This window comes from Glaciecola punicea (assembly GCF_001756615.1).
Classification (GTDB): Bacteria; Pseudomonadota; Gammaproteobacteria; order Enterobacterales; family Alteromonadaceae; genus Glaciecola; species Glaciecola punicea.
The window spans coordinates 186063-204879 of sequence record NZ_LZXY01000001.1 but is presented as its reverse complement, the minus strand read 5'-3'; the positions used below and the strand labels follow the sequence as shown (position 1 = coordinate 204879).

The 18817-nt window shown below is 38.2% G+C and carries 18 protein-coding genes and 1 pseudogene; 6 read left to right on the top strand and 13 right to left on the bottom strand.

The genetic code is table 11. The features are described from left to right. Window positions 1-15: 15 nt before the first annotated feature. The 10 genes and pseudogenes from BAE46_RS00905 to BAE46_RS00855 form a co-directional block, all read right to left on the bottom strand. Window positions 16-210, bottom strand: coding sequence for a hypothetical protein (locus BAE46_RS00905; RefSeq protein ID WP_070111542.1), 195 nt, complete (start codon window positions 208-210; stop codon window positions 16-18). Next, window positions 204-1097, bottom strand: a complete 894-nt coding sequence (locus tag BAE46_RS00900) for a hypothetical protein (protein ID WP_070111541.1) — start codon at window positions 1095-1097, stop codon at window positions 204-206. The genes BAE46_RS00905 and BAE46_RS00900 overlap by 7 nt, the downstream gene beginning before the upstream one ends. Window positions 1098-1384: 287 nt before the next feature. Further along, entirely contained in the window at window positions 1385-1684 is a 300-nt protein-coding gene (locus tag BAE46_RS00895; protein ID WP_070111540.1) for a hypothetical protein, read from the bottom strand. A gap of 412 nt (window positions 1685-2096) precedes the next feature. After that, the gene (locus tag BAE46_RS00885) at window positions 2097-2387 is read right to left on the bottom strand and encodes a hypothetical protein (RefSeq protein ID WP_070111538.1); all 291 of its coding nucleotides are present in this window, start codon (window positions 2385-2387) and stop codon (window positions 2097-2099) included. Window positions 2388-3138: 751 nt separating this feature from the next. Further along, window positions 3139-3357, bottom strand: coding sequence for a hypothetical protein (locus tag BAE46_RS00875; RefSeq protein ID WP_070111536.1), 219 nt, complete (start codon window positions 3355-3357; stop codon window positions 3139-3141). A 350-nt stretch (window positions 3358-3707) separates the two neighbouring features. After that, window positions 3708-4193 carry a DUF2829 domain-containing protein gene (locus BAE46_RS00870; RefSeq protein WP_070111535.1) on the bottom strand — a complete coding sequence of 162 codons (486 nt, stop codon included), beginning with the start codon at window positions 4191-4193 and terminating at the stop codon, window positions 3708-3710. Continuing rightward, window positions 4193-4351: pseudogene (locus tag BAE46_RS14210) on the bottom strand (Gp49 family protein); the annotation flags it as partial. The gene BAE46_RS00870 and the pseudogene BAE46_RS14210, both read right to left, overlap by 1 nt. A gap of 159 nt (window positions 4352-4510) precedes the next feature. Next, on the bottom strand, window positions 4511-5011 hold the full coding sequence (locus BAE46_RS00865; RefSeq protein ID WP_141729308.1) for a hypothetical protein: 501 nt from the start codon (window positions 5009-5011) through the stop codon (window positions 4511-4513). A gap of 241 nt (window positions 5012-5252) precedes the next feature. Beyond that, window positions 5253-6044, bottom strand: a complete 792-nt coding sequence (locus tag BAE46_RS00860; protein WP_070111533.1) for a hypothetical protein — start codon at window positions 6042-6044, stop codon at window positions 5253-5255. 475 nt (window positions 6045-6519) lie between these two features. After that, the gene (locus tag BAE46_RS00855; protein ID WP_171900993.1) at window positions 6520-6951 is read right to left on the bottom strand and encodes a hypothetical protein; all 432 of its coding nucleotides are present in this window, start codon (window positions 6949-6951) and stop codon (window positions 6520-6522) included. A gap of 1287 nt (window positions 6952-8238) precedes the next feature. On the opposite strand from BAE46_RS00855, the gene BAE46_RS00845 reads away from it, so the two are divergent. From BAE46_RS00845 to BAE46_RS00835, 3 genes are all read left to right on the top strand, one after another. Next, window positions 8239-8775 (top strand): hypothetical protein, encoded by a 537-nt coding sequence (locus tag BAE46_RS00845; RefSeq protein WP_070111530.1) that lies wholly within the window; start codon window positions 8239-8241, stop codon window positions 8773-8775. Between the two features lie 126 nt (window positions 8776-8901). Beyond that, window positions 8902-9330: a hypothetical protein gene (locus BAE46_RS00840; RefSeq protein WP_070111529.1), complete on the top strand. Its 429-nt coding sequence runs from the start codon at window positions 8902-8904 to the stop codon at window positions 9328-9330. A 108-nt stretch (window positions 9331-9438) separates the two neighbouring features. After that, window positions 9439-9972 (top strand): hypothetical protein, encoded by a 534-nt coding sequence (locus BAE46_RS00835; RefSeq protein ID WP_070111528.1) that lies wholly within the window; start codon window positions 9439-9441, stop codon window positions 9970-9972. Window positions 9973-10592: 620 nt separating this feature from the next. Here the strand turns inward: BAE46_RS00835 and BAE46_RS00830 are convergent. The 3 genes from BAE46_RS00830 to BAE46_RS00820 form a co-directional block, all read right to left on the bottom strand. Continuing rightward, window positions 10593-10805, bottom strand: coding sequence for a hypothetical protein (locus BAE46_RS00830; protein WP_070111527.1), 213 nt, complete (start codon window positions 10803-10805; stop codon window positions 10593-10595). A gap of 87 nt (window positions 10806-10892) precedes the next feature. After that, window positions 10893-11087 (bottom strand): hypothetical protein, encoded by a 195-nt coding sequence (locus tag BAE46_RS00825; RefSeq protein WP_070111526.1) that lies wholly within the window; start codon window positions 11085-11087, stop codon window positions 10893-10895. A gap of 129 nt (window positions 11088-11216) precedes the next feature. Continuing rightward, window positions 11217-11399: a hypothetical protein gene (locus tag BAE46_RS00820; protein WP_070111525.1), complete on the bottom strand. Its 183-nt coding sequence runs from the start codon at window positions 11397-11399 to the stop codon at window positions 11217-11219. Window positions 11400-11805: 406 nt separating this feature from the next. Here BAE46_RS00820 and BAE46_RS00815 point away from each other — a divergent pair, with 406 nt between their 5' ends. From BAE46_RS00815 to BAE46_RS00805, 3 genes are read left to right on the top strand one after another with little or no spacing between them, the layout of a single operon-like run. Further along, entirely contained in the window at window positions 11806-14169 is a 2364-nt protein-coding gene (locus tag BAE46_RS00815; RefSeq protein ID WP_070111524.1) for a type I restriction-modification system subunit M, read from the top strand. Beyond that, complete coding sequence (locus tag BAE46_RS00810) at window positions 14169-15509, top strand: restriction endonuclease subunit S (protein WP_070111523.1); 1341 nt, start codon at window positions 14169-14171, stop codon at window positions 15507-15509. The genes BAE46_RS00815 and BAE46_RS00810 overlap by 1 nt, the downstream gene beginning before the upstream one ends. Next, a complete protein-coding gene (locus tag BAE46_RS00805) occupies window positions 15506-18769 on the top strand; it encodes a type I restriction endonuclease subunit R (RefSeq protein WP_070111522.1) in 3264 nt (1087 codons plus the stop codon). Before BAE46_RS00810 ends, BAE46_RS00805 begins: the two co-directional genes overlap by 4 nt. Window positions 18770-18817: the final 48 nt, after the last annotated feature.

Here is an 18817-nt window from a genome sequence, read left to right as displayed (position 1 = left end):
TAGTTACTTAATATTTTATGAGCCATCATTAACTGTTCTAATAACCCATTCACAAGCTTCTGTATAAGTTGGAAAGTTTTCTACAAATAGGCCGTTAACAGATAACCAAAATGGTTCTGCACTTAACTTACATGCTTCAATCTCAACGTGAGCTGTTCCCTCAACTAAAGCTATTTGTGCCTTATCAAATTGTTCTTCGCTAATTAACATGTTACGACCTCTTGTTCTGCAAACTCAATAATAGCTTTTCTAAATTTATTACCTTGCGTGTTTACATGGTATCCCTGTGAATAGGTTCTACCGCGCTTACAGTTCTTGTGATAAAGGTAAAATTCATTACCAGCTTGAATGAGTTCTTTGTATATTTGGTAGGATTGATTTACAAATCTAAACCACTGTTGTTCATGGTCTTCGTTCGTAAACTCACCGGGTTTCTGTTCACTAAAAGACATTAGTAAATCTACATTTAAAGTAAGTGGTACTTGGTTAAATAAGTTAAGTGAATCAAGGCATAACTCTTCATCGTGATGGTTACCCTTACCAAGGATCATAGATCCCTTAGTAGTTAAACCATCGCTATCATAGTTACTTTTTACTTCATCTGGCTCGACTATCGTTGGTGGTAAATACTTAGTCTCTTTAATAAACTTCTGTAGCTGTGGTGACAACTCATAGTTCATCCTGAATTTAAGACTGTCGTATTTGTGGTCTTTGTAAATATCAAACAGGTTGGTTTCACACAACACTGCTAAAATTTCAGAAGATGTCTTCACACCATCAATGGTGCTAGACATCTTCAAATCTTTCACAATACTACCCACAACAGCGGTATAGTCTTGGTCACCATGTACAAGGAACAGTGATATGAATATATCCTTCACTGTCTGCTCTGTATCACGATTAAACTGTGCAAGCCTTACTTGCTTGGATTCATAGTAATCGTTGCTTAGAAAGTCATTCAGGAGCTCTACGCCATGTTCTAACATGTCAATGTAGGTTGCATCACTGAACACTTCATCAATTACTTTCTGTCGTATGTTCTTGCGACTATATTTATGTTCCATAGCCTTTTGATATTCAATTCTGTCTAGTATCATTAGTTGTCCTTACTTCTGTCTATCTAAAAGAAAAAAGAGCAAGCACAAAGGCTTACTCAAAGTCTAATTCTTCAAAGTATTCAGGGACAAATTCTTCACACAAATCTTCTAAAACATACGCATTTAAATCAGTATCAAACATAATATTCTTCCTATGGAATAAGAGAGCAAGATTGCCCACCATTAAACCGAAGGTTACGAATACATGTTAAGAGAAGCTATTGAGCTATAGCAGTGTCTTACGAGGAAAAAAAAGAGCAAACCCTTAAGGCTTACTCTGATATTTATTATGCCTTAGCAGGCGTTCTGTTAGCTGGTTTCTTAGCTACTGATTTAGCAGGCGTAGCTACACCTAAGTCCAATTCAAGTTCAGTTGTTTCTATAAACACCAACTCTACTGTGAACTTCATATTTTCTGCTTGATCTCTATGAGCAAGAATAGACTTATGAATTTCTTTTAAAGAAGCAATAGGGATTGCACCTACTTTCTGCTTACCATTCTTAGTGGTGATGTTCACGTTAGCATAAGCTAAAGGCTTGTTTACATCGGTATTAGCATTGTTGTTCTGTGCGCGGTTAAAAGCCATGATTAATGATTCCTATAGATTGTTAAAGATTACTAAAGATTAGGGATTATTCCCACATTTAAGCCGAAGGCTGTAGGAATTGTTAACGCGAATTGACACAAGTAAAACACCTTATTAAACTCTCCAACGGCAAAAGGCGTTGTGTTGTGTAAAAGAAAAGAACTCCCAATTAAGGGAGTTTATTGTTTATGCCTAGTCACTATTATAAATCCTTATTGAATATTGATAGAACACCAACACAGGTATAAAGTACTGTCATAGTGATAACACGTAAGGCGTACATAATTGCTACAAATACTATTATTACTGAAAATATAGCAACTATAAATGGTAGCTTAATGATGAACATAAACACGTTTATAAAGTTTACTTCTCGTTTATATAATTCCATAAATACCTCTTATTTAAAGGCTCAAGAAAGAGCCTTGTTAATTCTGTTTAAGCAGTGTTCCCAATAAGGGATAACTGTCTTTGTTTCAGCATGAAACTCAAAGTATAAGTCTTCACTAGCTTGGTCGATTGGCTTAGGTAATTGAGTAGCTTCCATAGCTTCAAAAGCAAGATCAATAGACTCTATTGAGTCAATAGCGTTATCTGGTAAGCCTTGCTCAAACATATCGTAACTAATGTCGTATGCTCTATCTTTATCCCATTCATCCCAACACTGGTCATTGGTGAGTAGCTCACCTAGTAACTTACCCATTGTATAAATCCTTAGCCCTAGTTAAAGGGCCTAATTAAAGTTAACTACTTAAAAGCTTAACAGTACCTTCTGGAAAGAAGGCAATAATAAGGGAGCTTAGTGCTAGTACACTAAATGCAATGTCTTCTTCTATACTTAAGTTATGGTTCATAACTATGTAGATAATGCCTAGACTTATACCTGTAAATGCTACAGATATGAGGAGGTTTAATAGAGTTTTGATATGCTTATTTAACATGATATTACCTTTAGGTTAATTGTTTCATTATTAAACCGAAGGTTCTGAGTTAGGGTATAGGTGAGGTATAGGAATGATAAGAGAGTTAATCAGGATATATAGTGAGGAAGCTACTAAATATGGTAAGGATATATCAGTAATATACACCATAATAGTCCCTCATATCCTCTCTACCCTGTGAACTACTAGTAAGATGATAGATGGTACTGTCTTAGGTAGTCCTACTCTTACGAGTAGGTACATAGCTTATTAGTATTAGTAAGTAATAAGAATGCTACCCTTAACGGTACTGTCTTGGGTGTTGTTGTTGTGTGAGGTTTTAAGGACTCATAGAGTCCTTGTTAGTTGTTTGATTTGAAGGTTGATGTTTGCGTAGTTGGTGACTATTTGAATGTAGTATGACTGCGGATAGCAGTTGAAGTTTGTATACTCAAGTCTTAGCTTGAGTAGCTTACGTAGGATACGTAATCTGAACATGGTGTATGTTCCTTATTGTGAGAGGGTGAAGCCAGCTTATGCTGACTTCTCTTCTGTTGGTACAAGGTTAGCTAGTTCTAAGCGAGAACGTAGTTTGGTGATCTTGTCCTGTGCTTCAAGCAATTCCTCGTCGTGGAATGCTTGGCTGTTGATCTTTACTACTTTGCTGATGTCGTTAGCTGCGCCAACGAAGTCGTGCAAGGTTGCTATGCCTATTGAGATTAAACCTAATAGTTGCTTGATTACTGCCATCATATGATGTACTCCAATTGGTGGGTGGTATTACCCGCTATTAAGCCGAAGGCTCACAAAATAGGTAGGGGGGTATCTAATTTTTTTTATCGCTTAAAGGGGTAGTAATGAAGTCATAGGCAATTATAATTTTTCACTTTACCTTTTTGAATATTATGATTATGAACTCCCATCTTTACCTTTTTGTTTATCACTATTATTACTAGGGTGAGATTGCTCCTGTTAAGTTTACTTAAACTAAATTTAACTTTTAGCATTAACCTAAAATATTATTTTTATAATTTTAGCTATAAGTTTTAGATAATAAAAAACCCTCTATTAAGAGGGCTTAGTTTAAATTCACTGACTGTCTATTACTTAATAACTACCCAGTCTTTAGCGAGTATATCTGAGATACTAGGAACCCATGTATTAACTACGCCTTGTACTGTTTTAATTGCTAAGTAAGCACCATAGTCTACGTGTAAACCAAATTCTGTTTTAGCTACTTGGGTCTTAGTTGGGTAAGTAGCGGCCGGTACATGGTAGACAAACATATTCTTACCATTCCATCCTGAACGAGCTAACTTACTGCCTTGTTCTAATAGTTCTAACGCTGAACCAAATGGTATACCTGTACTGATATTATTATAGGCTTCGTTAAACACATCAAGCGGTGACCATGATACATAGCCTTCATGGTTTGGGTGATTAGATTTACCTGTGTTTATGTATTCAACTAAGTAGCCTTCGTCATTGGGGTTTTCATCTTTTGGAATATCCCATCCACGGTAGGTATTATATTGTCCACGGTTCATTGTTCTGGCTTTTACCAGTTTAGTGCCTGTAAATAATTCCATTATATTGGCTCAAAGTTACTGGCTTGGTATAAGTGTTCTTTGAGTAAGTAGCCTTCAATTTTCCATACTTGACTGAGAGCGTTTTCTAAAGCGTACTTTTCACCTAATGCTACGTCAAAGTTTTCTGGTGATGCACAAGCTGATTCACCGGTTACAGTAAAGCCATTTTCTGAAGTAGGGTGGTTAGGTTTAGCTTAGCCTCCCAAACTGTCGTAATGGCTTAGGAAGATTTACAGTGAATGTTCTGAACCAGATATTTTATCCCCCGACTTTTGACTAGACAGTAGCATCTACTTTTTTATAACGGTTGATAAAATTTACTTTCTTAATGTTATACCCTTTGACAAAAAAAGATTAATATTATCAGTAGGAAAGACTGAAGACGGTTCTGCGGCGTAAAGTACAACAAAAGAGTTCACACCACTATAAGATTTGATTTTAAAAGTGACGACTCTACCATCGATCGTTTTGTATCCTCTCAATTTGTAATAACTGCCAACAGTATCCTCACCACTTTCAATTCCCACCCCTTCTAAGCCATCCAACTCAGCTTGTTTCATCATCATAGCCTTCAAATTTAACAATTCTGTGTTGTTTATAGAGGCACATTCTGCTCGGTAATATGATTCCTTCCCAAAGTACTCTGCTTTGTTTGCGGTAAGTCCATTTGCAAATTCAAGTTCGGATACCTTAGGTTCGCCGGGGAAAGAAATATTAAATTCACAATTATCTGGTTTGAATATAGATTGAGCATTCGCATGTAAAGGATTAACTAGCAAAAGCATTGCATAAATCGAAAGAAACTTAATTAAATTCATCCTGCTGCCCATAAATATTTCCTAATAGCATATTTATTAAACACTATATGTATACCTGATTTAAGTAAAGATACTTTGAACTCGTATTAACCAAGCTCTATTGGTGGTGCTGGCAAGTTATCGCAGACACCAAAAACTGTGGTTTGCCATGATGTGACTACCAATATGGGCTGATTAATTTATGTATAGCAAACATCAACACGCCCTAGTGTAGGGATATAGAAACAAATATCAATACGTCTCAATTATTTTGATCAAGCGGTGCGTCTTTTTCCAAACGCTTATCAATATATTCCTGAAATGTGGAATTTTTTCTGCATTCAATAGTACCTCCTAGTAAACCAGATACAAAGCTCAAACCTTGTTTTGCCGCGTTTGTGCAGTCAATTTCAACCCTGCGTAAAATAGCCTCACGTTCTTCTCGTGTAGAAATTGCTGGTGGTTGCATGACAGGACTAAGACGACGTTTTTGATAATCTTTAGTGCCTTGTTCGGCCATTTGCTGAATGGCTTGGCTGTTTATTGCTGCCTGATATTCTCTTACAGCACCAACAATGTTTTGTTTATTAATTAACGCAGTGTTTTTTACTTCTTCAGAACTAATTGGTGTTAAGTTTTGTGAAGAGTCTCTTACTGGTTGGTTGTAAACTTCAGATTCGGCATTTTGTTCAGCAAATACAGCGGATTCAATTGGATGAACGGGTGCTGCAGCTTCAATAGAGTCTTGCTCTACTTGTTCAAAATTTTGCGGGACAAGCTCCGTAGTGGCTAAGGTAAGTCCGAGTGTATCTAAATTGATAGGTAAGCTTGTTTGCGGTTTAGCAACAAAAATATAGCTTTTTAAGGGCGAGTCATTAAACGTTGAATATGTAAAAGAGGCTGGGATTGTCAGTGAAAGTATAACTAGTATGAGTGTATGGATTAATAGAGACAGCGATATAAACCCATAAAACCAGCGGCTATTCTTTTGTTTTATGCATCGCTTTTGTGAATGAAAAGATTCTTCAAATTCATTTATATTAATAAGATGCAATTTCGTATAAGCGCCATGTGGCCAGTCTTATAAGTTTTGACTTATTAATAACGCTTAGGTTCCGAGCAGTGTTGCATAAAAACATGGATACAAATTCAAAAATTCATCAATAATCGAATAAGCCCTGTTAAAGAATATTTACGGCCGCTAGCTACGCAGATGTTTGGACAAAATCGACCTATTACCGTCATTAGCGAATTAGAAATATTAGATTATGTTTAGCCAAAAATCATCATACGATTAATCAAACTTGACTGGCTGCAATGAGCGATCACCGGCCGTTCGCATAGATTCGATTTTCGGCGGTTAACGTTTACAAAGCGGTCGTAAGTTAAAACTCTTCTCACTGGCATCAAAGAGCAGCGATCGGTCAATTACACCCTGGCAGTAAAACGGAATCTATTTTCGAATACCAGAAGTTCATCAGATCTGAGTTGGATGACCACAGAAAGAACACTTAGGTCTTCGACAAGCTTTATCCATTAATTACCGTATTTGATAGAGCTTTACATTGTTCTAATTCAGACGTTGCGCTTGGTGATGAGCCTAAGTACTCTCCCTGCTGTATTGCATTAGCACTCAACCATTGTGTATAGAGCTCGGTATATGATTTAAATTCATTAAAAGCTTGTTCTTTAGCTTGCTTGTAGATGTCGTTTTTAATCCCTCTTTCTGTCAACTTCTGCTGATTGATTTGAATACCAACATTCAGTAGGGCTGAGGCACTTGTCTGTAGATTAGACCAATCTTTTTGTGGTGATGCTTTTGAAAAAAAATTAAATATTAATGATTGTAGTGCAGAGCACCTAAGACTCGCTCTACCTACGAACAACGTCTCTTCTTCATCATTGGCTTTTGCTATGAGCTCAAAAATCCCAATTTCAAATGGATTGTTATTATCTTCCACTGCTATTGCATTGTTAACACTGAAAAAAATAAGACCTAAAATTATAGCTAAGTGTTTATACAAAATTAAAAGCCCTTAAATTTCGTTATCTTGAGTTTATCATAGTCTTTCAAAATAAGATGTCAATCACCTGAAAACTTCGGCACTTCACATTGTATTAATGAGTGGTTTGTCGGTGGAGCAACATGTCAATTAATGCACTTTTTCGTCGGCTTACCGCCAATTCCGGCGATAAGCTGACTGGCCGGTTTTGGCACATACTTGCCCGTCACAAGACAAACAGCTAAAACGCACTAAGGATCTAAACCGGCTATTAGGGCTATTACTAGTGATAGGTGCTTAAACGCACATCAGCCATCAATACTTCACAAAAAATTGAATCGGATAAATACTATAGAGTTATGAATTTCACTTCATGGTTCCTAAGTGTAGTTTCAAACTTAATTACTCAGGTTCAAACATTAATACATAGTTTCAAACTTTAATTCGAACGCACATATTCGTATAGTTTCAACCTACATTCAATATTTTAAAATAACTTAGATAAATTTTCTCTACCCTACGTTGATAAATTTAATCTTAGTTCACTTTCTCAGGCACTGGGAGCTTTCAAGAAGCTATTTGTAATAGGACTCATATATCTGCCCACTTCTTTGTTTTGCGCGTGAGGTTTTCTGATGGGTCAAATTAACTATATTGAAACCTACTTAAATGTATAGAGTAGGTGAGTGAGCTTCTATTATTTTGGGCACTATCGTCTATAGTGCTTTTTAGACAACTTAGCTTGTAAAGCTAGGCCTTCTTGAAAGAAGCCTTTTACTTTGAAGGTTGTTCCATCGAAGTAGTCATCGGTAGCATCAATAACCTTTGCACTTGCAGTAAGTACCTTTCTAATAAGTCCCTCAGTAATTGAAAGTGGTTTAAGAATTTCTTCTGCAGCATAAATTGGTGTTTTTACACAAGAGACAATTGTCCTACAGGCCAGATAATTCCTGTACTTTAGGATAGATGTGCTGGTTTTGTTACAATGCTCGCATAGTAACAAAATCAATTCATAGGTCAAATTACATTAGGTTGTTGTTTTATATGAATAAACATTAAAACAGCATATGCGGTTACTATGCATGCATAGTAAACACACAGAAAACGGTAGAAATAACCATCAAAAAAAAGGTAAGCTACTAAAAGTAATATAGTATGGGGGCTTATTAAAATGACAATATCTAGTGGTTACAATGCAGTCTTCATAATAACTAGTTATGCATAAAACCGATGCAAGGAAAGAAAATGATTAAGACACTGACACAAAGATTATTGGCGTTAACAATTCTCTTGGTTCTCTCCAATACGGCAATTGCAGGCGGGTGTTACGAATCCTCGATCCAAAGTCCAACTCCATTTATGGGCAATGATGGCGAAGTATTTAAACTGCTTGATGGTTCTTTTTGGGAAGTAAAATACGAATATGAGTATATGTATGAATATTATCCATCCGTAATTGTGTGCCCAGACCAAGGGAAACTTATTATTGGTGATAAAAAATTAAACGTTGAGCTTCTATCAACGGCTAAAGGTAGTGGAGCGAGTTCTGGCAATTCATGGGAAGTCTTTGAGGAAACAAACCTCCAAGGAAGTATCAGTGGCACTATCCAACAGGGGCATATTTTTAAAACAACATCAGGTAGCATTTATGAGGTCACGGGGCTAACTTTGCAATTAGTTCTAGAACTACAACCAGAAGTTACAGTTCTTCGAAATGGCGATGTATACAAGCTAATCGTAGAAGGTTTTGATGAGCCTCTTATTTGTTCAAAACTCAAATAACACTAAAATGCATAACAAATAGCTCCAGCGGACTCCATAATTTTGCACTTTTTTGCAAAGAAACAAAAAATATCGCCAAATTACTCCGCGCGGTGAGCTGGGCGTTAGGCTTAAAGGAGAGTTCAAATGAAGACTTGTATAACTATTCTATTCTTATCTATATCTTTTGCTGCTAGCGCAGAACAATATTTGTGTATTAGTGACGCTTCTACTGGTTTTTATTTCAACGATAAGTCAAATAGTTGGAAGCAAGCAAACTTTAAAGTAAGTGATAATAAGTATTTGATCACTACATTTAAAGATGAGAGTTATAAATATCAAATACAAAAAATGGGTAGTGATTCCGTTCTTGCATATTGTGAAGATGAGTTTAGTGAGCCTGGCTTTCTATTTTGTGAGGGAATACTTTTAGATTTTAAGTTTAATAAAGTTAATGGTCGTTTTATAAAAACATATACCGCCGGTTATTATAATGTTCTGCCAAAAATTAATGAAATCACTGACAAAGATAGTGACACACCGACTATGGAGATTGGAAAGTGTTCGTCATTTTAAGCCTAACAAGCTAATCAACAAGGACTAAAAACAGCGGGCTGTTCGCTCCGCTCCATTTTAGCCCACTAGTTTTAGCCTGTTATTAGGGCGTTAACTATCCGGAGCATCATGGCGCATACTTTTAATCTGAATTCGCAAGCCTTAAAAAGGGAGTTTGCAGTCTATGTGGTTGTAGCAACAGACGGTGACACCTTCAATCTTTATGTGGGCAAAACTGGTGATAACCGTGAAGGTTGTAATCCGTTGATCTCAAGGTGTGGCAATCACTTTTCATACAATAAAATACATAGTCAAATTCGCAATAAGATAGACAATCACGAAGCAAAAGAATACACCTACATATTTGATCATTTTGGTGCTTATACCGACGACAATAAAGAACGAAAGCGACTCATTGATATGATTAATGAAATGGAAAGGTTTCTAAATCAAGAAATATCGAAACTGGCTCAGGAGTTAACTGGTTGCTTGCTACACAATGAATATAAAGGCGTTGGTGTAAGCCGAGCAAAAAAGGAGCAGAGAGAAAAATTTCGAACTGATGAGAGGGTGCAGAAAATCCGACAAATAGTCTGTGCCACAAAAGAACAAATAGTTAACAAGTCAAAGCACTCGGATGCAGCAAGCAGAGCCGGTGTTTGAAACGTTAACAATGCATTTGAGCAACCATCTTAGTCGTTCAGTTATTACACTTTTGAAGCCTCAAATGTTTCCGTGTTTTTCTTGAAAGTAAAGTCCGCTTTGGATCTAAAGTTCTGCAAAATAAAGTAAATGCTAGGAACAGTTAAACGCCATTCTCAGAATTAAATACAAGCTAGTTTTTTTACTGATATTTGCTGTTTTGAGTCTGACAACAAAAAAGGCTTATGCCAGCTAAGTCGGAAAAGCGGCCTAAAAATATTCAATTGCTAAGGACGGATTCCCGCCATTTGCAGTCTGCGAGTGTGATACTTTATTGTTCTTGGTTTTGGCTTATTTGATGCGCCAACTTAAATTAGCATGATGCTTAGGCTCGCATAGATTACTCAAAACCCTTAAATTACCTACGATATTGGATCCCCCCTATGTCAGCATATCAGTCGCCTCTAATTTTTTAATAAGAGGCACCAACTTGAGCACAGCAAAATAGGTGATAGGCTAAATGAAATAGAGCCCACAGTAAAAACCACCAAGACTATCTACTCACTTATACTAAGGGTCTTAGTGCCTATTGTATTTGTTGGTTCGTTAGTTGGTGGTGTTTTAATTGGTTATGGTAAACCCTAATGAAATGTGAAGCACTGCTGGGATACCCAACCTCTAACCGAGTCTTTACTGACTAACCCGTTATCAATCATTTCATTAATACTTTTACACGTAGCATCTATAATCCATTCTTGATCGACAAAACAAGCAAGCTTAGTTTTACCTTTCAATTTGATTAAAGAATACCTGCGATTTTGTAACTTAGGTGTCAATGTTTTCAATGGGTTCATTAGAAATCCTTTGCTGTAAGTGGTCATCCATGTGACTAAAGGTAACATAAGTATATAGTTTAGGTTAACTATACTGGGCATATAGTGTTATTTATTATTACTATGTACCTTACCAAACTTACTTAAAGCTACTTTTGTCGCATTTGCTATATGGGGAGCTGCAAAGTAAAAAGCTATCATCAGCATAACTGCAGAGCCTAAATCATTGGCTCCAGACTTTAGCATTAAAGATAAATCAATTAAGTTGGTTTGGGTGTTATTAACAATTACTTTAGTATTCACGGTGTCAGGGCTCTTTTCTCCACGTTTTGTGCTGCACCGGTCTTGCGTATTCCAATAATAAACAAGGCCTGCATCATTACTTCACTCAAAAATATTTATTGGCTTAGAACCTGTAACCAACAATCTTTGTTAGTTATAGGTTTTATACAAGTAAAGTCTGTAACCAGCTTGAAAATTAATCCACTCAGTCACTGATTCTTTTAACACTACACCAATCTCAATCATTTCGTTCAAGCTTCTGCAGGTTACGTCCACAGTCCAGTCTCCTTGCACCAAACACGCTAGCTTCGTTTGGTTTTTTACTTCAATCATAGCGTATCTTTAACTTGTCGTGTATTTTGGTAATTTATCAAAGTTGTTCATAATCATCCATAATTAGACGCAACAAGCGTTTTGTATAAAGTTAAATCTGAGGGAGGGTTTACTGTACTATAGAACTCGCATAAGTAATCTAAAGTTCAGCCTTGCATATTACGAACAATAGTTTTGATTAATTATATGGTCGATTGGCTTACTATTACTTATATATGTGTGTATAAAAATATACCAACAATTGAATTCTGATTAAGTAACGTATACTTTAGTTATCTAAGAATTATTTCACTCAAGCAGGGGCGTTTTACTCCCTTTTCTACGTGTCTAATTAAAATCATTTTTTTCACAATATGCATGCTTAAACACAAATAAACATAGTTTTGCAGTCAAAGGAAATTATTACATGAGTCAAAACGGCAGTAACTCAGCCCCGAATAACTTAGCTGCATATTGCTGGTCTATCGCTGACCTTCTGAGAGGTGATTTTAGGCAGAGCCAGTATGGTCGCATTATCCTCCCATTCACCCTGCTAAGACGCTTAGAGTGTGTTTTGGAGGGTACTAAAGATCAGGTTCTCAATGAGCTTGCTAGAATTCAATCAATGAACTTGCCAGAAGAAGCGCAAGAAAAACTATTGTTACGTGCATCAGGTGGCTTGTCTTTCTTCAACACATCAAAGTTAGACTTAGCAAGGCTGAGTGAGTCGAGCATCAAGGCTGACCTTATCAGTTATGTTCAGAGTTTTTCTAAAGATGCGCGTGAGATTTTTGAATACTTCAATTTTGCTGAATTCATCGGGCAGCTTAATGATGCCAACCTACTGTACAAAGTTGTTCAAAAGGTTTCTTCTTCTGATATTGATTTAAGCCCCCAAACATCTACTAATCCAAATGGTATTTCTAACCATGATATGGGCTTGGTGTTTGAGGAGTTAATTCGGCGCTTTGCTGAGAGTTCAAATGACACTGCCGGTGAGCACTTTACACCAAGAGACATAGTGAGGCTTACGACTGCTTTGGTTTTCATGGAAGATGACGAAGCATTAACCAAGCCAGGTATTATTCGTACCATATATGATCCCACAGCAGGCACAGGCGGGTTTTTATCCTCTGGTATGGAATATGTGCATGAGCTTAATCCAAATGCTCGCATGGTGGCCTACGGACAAGAACTAAACCCAGAGAGTTATGCTATTTGTAAAGCTGATATGCTCATTAAAGGGCAAGAGGTCACTAACATTAAACTTGGCAATACCTTGTCTAGCGATCACCTTTATGCTGAGAAGTTTGATTACATGTTATCTAACCCTCCGTTCGGGGTGGATTGGAAAAAGATAGAAGAAGACATTAAAAAAGAAAGTACTACCAAAGGATTTGATGGACGCTTCGGTGCTGGCTTACCGCGTGTATCAGACGGCTCATTGCTCTTCTTAATGCACCTTATCAGTAAATTAAGAGACACCGGTGCACGTATTGGTATTATTCTTAATGGCTCACCTTTGTTCACTGGTGGTGCTGGCTCAGGTGAATCAGAGATACGTCGGTACATACTAGAGACTGATTTACTTGAGACCATAGTAGCCTTACCAAATGACATGTTCTACAACACCGGTATTGCTACCTACATCTGGGTTTTATCAAACAAGAAAGTTGCTGAACGAAAAGGTAAAGTGCAACTCATTAATGGAGCAAACCTCTACGGCAAGATGCGTAAATCATTAGGCTCTAAACGTAATGAAATGGGCGAGTCTGACATTGCAACTATCATTCGCACCTTTGGTAGCTTTGATGTGGTTGATGCGCGAGAGTTAGATAAGCCAATAGAACAGAAAAGTAACCGTGGTCGTCAGTCTGCTAATCCTAAGGCAGAAGCAGCGAAAACCTTCGCAAGTAAAATATTTGATACCCACGAGTTTGGTTATCGTCGAATTACCATTGAACGTCCTTTGCGTGAGTCTTATCAGTTTAGCGATGAACGTATTGCTGAATTACGCTTTGCTAACAAGCCGCTTAATGCACCCATGAAATGGGCGTATGAACAATATGGCAATGATTGGCTTGATGATGCTAATTGTGAGCTTTACGGGCAGTTACAGGAGCATTCAGTAGAGATTAGGGCCTATGTTAAAAGTCAGTTCAGTGAGTTAAAAGAAAAGCAGATTAAAGACTTACTTGATAGCAAAACATGGCTTACCCAAAAACATATCATGCTTAAAGCGAAGCAGCTACAAAGTACCATCGGCACTGCTCAATGCGATGATATGAATACTTATGAGACTGTTTGGAAAGCCGCGTGTAAAGCTAAGAATTTGAGTGTAGAAGCCCCAGAAAAGAAACAAATCACCTCTGCGGTAAGTTGGAAAAATCCAGCAGCAGAGAAAGTGATTAAGAAAGTCCACAATGCTAAGGCTAAACCACTATATGGCTTGTTTGCAGGTGAAGGGCAATATCAAGGCAAGGTACTTGAGTTTAAAACTGATGGTGACCTTCGAGACAATGAGAATGTTGCCCTAGATCCAAGGCAATCTGTTAATGCCCTAAACGAAGCCTACTTTCTCAAAGAAGTTTATCCGCATGTGCCTGAAGCATGGATTGATGCCAGTAAGACAGATGCTAAAGACGGTGAAATAGGCATAGTGGGTTACGAGATACCCTTTAATCGACATTTTTACCTGTATCAACCGCCCAGAGACTTGGCAGAGATTGATGCTGATTTAGATGCTGTATCAGCGGAGATTATGAGTTTACTGCAAGAGGTACATTCGTAATGACTGGCAAAGCAGTCTCGAACGTAAAATATACGGCTTATCCTGAATATAGAGGTTCGGGGACTGAATGGTTAGTTGGTATACCGCAAAGTTGGTCATTGATAAGACATAAATATGTTGCCTCTTTTCAGAAAGGAAAAAATCCAGAAGTATTATTAGTTGAATATGAAGAAGGCGCAGTAAAGTATCTGTCGATGGATTATCTGCGGGGTAAAGCGAATGCTTCATATGCATTACCAAACCGAAATTCTTATATTTCGAAGCAAGACCAAGTTTTAATAATTTGGGATGGTTCAAACGCGGGAGAATTCGTTAATGGCCAAGAAGGTATAGTATCTTCAACAATGGCTGCCTCTGAGTATCTAACAAATATCAACCATAGATTTTATTGGTATCTTTGCGTTTGTATAGAACCTGAAATGAGAAAGCATTCAAACGGAATGGGCATTCCTCATGTCAACGGGAATGAGTTAAAAAATTCTGCTCTCGTGATACCTTCAGATGAAGAACAACAACAGATTGCCCAATTCCTCGACCATGAAACCGCTAAAATAGACACCCTAATCGACAAACAGCAACAGCTAATCAAACTACTAAAAGAGAAACGTCAGGCAGTCATAAGCCATGCAGTTACTAAAGGTCTTAATCCAGATGCACCTATGCGTGACTCAGGTGTGGAGTGGTTAGGTGAAGTGCCTGAGCATTGGACGGTTAAGAACTATCGGTATGCTACACAAATTTACCGAGGGAAATTTGGTCATAGGCCAAGAAATGATCCGGCTTTTTACGAAGGCGAATATCCATTTATACAGACTGGTGATATTGCACGGGCAGATAAGGATATATTAAGATTCAAGCAAACATTAAATGAAAGGGGTATTAGTGTTAGCCAAAAGTTTCCGGCAGGCACTCTGGTAATGGCGATAGCTGCCAACATAGGTGATACGGCTATATTAAGCTTCGAGGCTTATGCGCCAGATAGCGTAGTGGGTTTCAAGCCAAATCATGATGTGAGTTTGGAGTTTTTAAGGTATTCTTTAATAGGCGCGCTGCAAGCTTTAGAACAAACATCAACTCAAAGTACCCAGGCTAATTTAAATATAGATCGTATAGGTACAGTACAAGCATCTTTTCCCCCTTTAAAAGAACAACATAAGACAGTGGAAATGCTTGATAAATTGCATAAACAATATGCGCAAATCGAAATCAAAGCTCTAGCAGCTATTGGTTTAATGATTGAGAGACGCACAGCATTAATCTCAGCAGCTGTTACCGGTAAAATTGACGTAAGAAACTGGGTTGCACCTGAACTATCGAATACTAACAAGGAAGTTGCATGAGCATATTGTCAGGTGGCGGTAAAGCCAACGAGTTTACGTTTCAAAACGACATGATTAAACAGTTAGTATCAAACGGCTGGCTGTTAGGTAAACCCGAAAACTACAACCGTGAACTGGCACTATATCCAGAGGACTTACTTGGTTTTGTGCAAGAGACGCAAGATGAGCAATGGCAAAAGTTCTGTGCACTCTATCCAACCAACCCAGAGAGTAAGTTCTTAGAAAGAGTGGCAACACAACTTAATAAAGCAGACCCAAATGCTGCCAATAAAGAGATGCGTACCTTCGGCACATTAGGCGCACTGCGTCATGAATTACGTGACAGAGGCACCCGTTTTAGCTTATGTCAGTTTAAACCAGACCACGAACTCAACCCCGATACGCTGACTGCTTATAAAGCCAACAGGCTAAGAGTCGTGCCAGAGTTAGTGTATTCACCTTGGTCAACAGAAGAACACTTAGCTGACACAGGCACTAAAGCCAAAGCTTGGCGTATAGATTTAGTTTTGTTTGTGAATGGTTTGCCGGTAGTGACGCTAGAGCTTAAATCAGAGTTTAAGCAAGCGGTGCAAAATGCCATTAAGCAGTATAAAACAACTCGTTTTGCAATAGATCCAATTACGAAAAAGCGTGAGCCACTATTGACCTTTAAACGTGGCGCACTGGTACACTTTGCAGTAAGCCAATATGAAGTGTACATGGCTACTCGTTTAGAGGGCAACGACACATACTTTCTACCCTTTAATAGAGGCACAGCCGAAGGCGGAGCCGGTAATGATGTGCCGAAAGACGTAAATCAATACGCTACTGACTATTTGTGGAACGAAGTATTACTGCCTGAAAACCTTCTCAACATACTAGGCCGTTTTGTTCATCTACAGATAGAAGAAAAAGAAACGTGGGAAGGACGAAAGTACAAGAAAGAAACCTTAATATTCCCTCGTTATCATCAGTGGGACGTAGTGTCTAAACTTATTAATGCCGCTCGCACAGAAGGCGCAGGACACAAATACTTAATCCAGCATAGTGCAGGCTCAGGCAAATCTAATTCAATTGCTTGGGTAGCGCACCAGCTATCAGCATTGCGTGACGAAAGTGGTAATAAACAATTTGATTCTGTCATTATCGTTACTGACAGAACGGTATTAGATGAACAGCTACAAGACACTATTTATCAGTTTGAACACACTGATGGTGTAGTAGGGCGGATTAACAACAATGAAGGCGATGGTTCTAAATCTGAGAAGTTAGCCAGTGCTTTACAGAACTCTCAACCTATCATTATTGTTACCATTCAAACCTTTCCTTTTGTACTCAAAGCCATTGAAGATAGTGTGAGTCTAAAGGAGCGTAAATACGCGGTTATAGCAGATGAAGCACACAGCTCTCAGACTGGCTCTACAGCACGGCAGTTGAAAGAAGTGTTGATGGTTGACTCTAGCGATCCTGAAGAAGAGTTAGGCACTGAAGACATACTAGACGCAGCAGTAGCCTCACGTAGGGCTTCTAAGAACTTAAGCTACTTGGCTTTCACTGCAACGCCTAAGACGAAGACACTGGAGTTATTTGGTCAATTACCTAACCCTAATGAAGCACCATCTAAAACCAATAGACCAGAGGCATATCATGTATACAGTATGCGTCAGGCCATTGAAGAGGGCTTCATCCTTGATGTATTGAAGAACTATACAAACTATAAAGTTGCCTACAACTTGGCAATGAAGATAGAAGGTCAGGACGAGGAAGTTGAAAGTAAGAAAGCCAAAGTTAAGATGAACCAATGGGTTCGTTTACACGACTACAACATTAGTCAAAAAGTGCAGGTGATAGTTGAGCATTTTAAAGACAATGTTATGGGCTTACTGGGTGGTCAGGCTAAGGCTATGGTAGTCACTAGTTCCCGCAAAGAAGCGGTACGTTATAAGTTAGGCTTTGATAAATACATTGCTGAGAAGGGTTATGACAAGATATTTGCCATGGTGGCTTTCTCCGGTGAAGTCGAGTTTACTGAGAAAGACCCAAATTCAGAGGCTTTCTTAGGTGATAAGTTTACTGAAGTTAACATGAATCCCAATTTACACAGACGGAAGATGCAAGAAGCGTTTGATACCGACGATTATCAAGTCATGATAGTGGCGAATAAGTTCCAAACTGGCTTTGATCAACCTAAGCTGTGTGCTATGTATGTCGATAAGAAGTTAGGCGGTGTAGAGTGCGTACAAACCCTTTCCAGATTGAATCGTATGTTCCCCGGCAAAGCGCAAACAGGCACCTTTATACTGGATTTCTTCAATGATTCTGATGAAATTTTAAACGCGTTTCAGCCTTATTTTCAAACAGCTGAATTAGACGATGTATCTGATCCAAACCTAATATTTGAACTGCATGATAAGTTACGTGCAACGGGGATCTTTCTTTGGCCAGAGGTCGAACAGTTCTGCAGTGCGTTCTTTATTAAGAATAAAAGCAGTGCTGCCATTGCAAACATTTGCAAGCCAGCGGTTGAAAGGTGGGCTAAACGATACAAGTCAGCGTTAGAGGCCTATAAGCAAGCCAAAGAGATGTTTGAGCGCACTAAGAAGACCAACGATGCTGTATTAATTGCAAACGCTGAGAATAGCTTTAAGGACTGTAAAAAAGAGAAAGATGCTTTAGAGATATTTAAGAAAGACCTTGGTACCTTCGTGCGCTTTTATGAGTTTATGTCTCAAATTGTTGACTACAATGATAAAGACTTAGAAAAGCTAAGTTTATATGCGCGTAATTTACGTCCATTGTTGCGCGAAGCGGCAGTGGACGAGGATGATATTGATTTGAGTAACATTGAGCTTAGTCATTACCGGCTATCAAAAATTAAACAGCAGCATATTAAGTTACAGATAGATGATCCAGACGGTAAATTAATGCCAGGTGAAGGACTAGGCAAAGCTTCTCCCAAAGATAAGAAGACCGAGTTCTTGTCTCAGCTTGTAAACCGGCTAAATGAGCTGTTCATTACTGACAACCTTTCTAAGAATGATATGGTGAATTACGCATATACGATTAGGGATAAAGTAAGTGAAAATGCGTTTGTCATTCAGCAGATGGATAACAATACTGCCGAACAAGCCATGCTAGGTGACTTCAGCAAGGCTATAGATGACGCTATTTTAAGCAGCAGTGAAGCCCATCAAAACCAGATGATGCAACTAATGTCAGACCCCGCTAAAGCTAAAGGCTTTTCTAAATTGGTATTTGAGCTGTTGCTGCTGACAAGGTAGTGTTTAAGTTAGCAGCACAAACCATCTTCTTGACATGTATTGAGTGCA

Bases quoted from the DNA above. Each gene is read 5' to 3' on its own strand.
- BAE46_RS00905 (WP_070111542.1), bottom strand. From the start codon at position 210: ATGTTAATTAGCGAAGAACAATTTGATAAGGCACAAATAGCTTTAGTT.
- BAE46_RS00900 (WP_070111541.1), bottom strand. From the start codon at position 1,097: ATGATACTAGACAGAATTGAATATCAAAAGGCTATGGAACATAAATAT.
- BAE46_RS00895 (WP_070111540.1), bottom strand. From the start codon at position 1,684: ATGGCTTTTAACCGCGCACAGAACAACAATGCTAATACCGATGTAAAC.
- BAE46_RS00885 (WP_070111538.1), bottom strand. From the start codon at position 2,387: ATGGGTAAGTTACTAGGTGAGCTACTCACCAATGACCAGTGTTGGGAT.
- BAE46_RS00875 (WP_070111536.1), bottom strand. From the start codon at position 3,357: ATGATGGCAGTAATCAAGCAACTATTAGGTTTAATCTCAATAGGCATA.
- BAE46_RS00870 (WP_070111535.1), bottom strand. From the start codon at position 4,193: ATGGAATTATTTACAGGCACTAAACTGGTAAAAGCCAGAACAATGAAC.
- BAE46_RS00865 (WP_141729308.1), bottom strand. From the start codon at position 5,011: ATGAATTTAATTAAGTTTCTTTCGATTTATGCAATGCTTTTGCTAGTT.
- BAE46_RS00845 (WP_070111530.1), top strand. From the start codon at position 8,239: ATGATTAAGACACTGACACAAAGATTATTGGCGTTAACAATTCTCTTG.
- BAE46_RS00840 (WP_070111529.1), top strand. From the start codon at position 8,902: ATGAAGACTTGTATAACTATTCTATTCTTATCTATATCTTTTGCTGCT.
- BAE46_RS00835 (WP_070111528.1), top strand. From the start codon at position 9,439: ATGGCGCATACTTTTAATCTGAATTCGCAAGCCTTAAAAAGGGAGTTT.
- BAE46_RS00830 (WP_070111527.1), bottom strand. From the start codon at position 10,805: ATGAACCCATTGAAAACATTGACACCTAAGTTACAAAATCGCAGGTAT.
- BAE46_RS00820 (WP_070111525.1), bottom strand. From the start codon at position 11,399: ATGATTGAAGTAAAAAACCAAACGAAGCTAGCGTGTTTGGTGCAAGGA.
- BAE46_RS00815 (WP_070111524.1), top strand. From the start codon at position 11,806: ATGAGTCAAAACGGCAGTAACTCAGCCCCGAATAACTTAGCTGCATAT.
- BAE46_RS00810 (WP_070111523.1), top strand. From the start codon at position 14,169: ATGACTGGCAAAGCAGTCTCGAACGTAAAATATACGGCTTATCCTGAA.
- BAE46_RS00805 (WP_070111522.1), top strand. From the start codon at position 15,506: ATGAGCATATTGTCAGGTGGCGGTAAAGCCAACGAGTTTACGTTTCAA.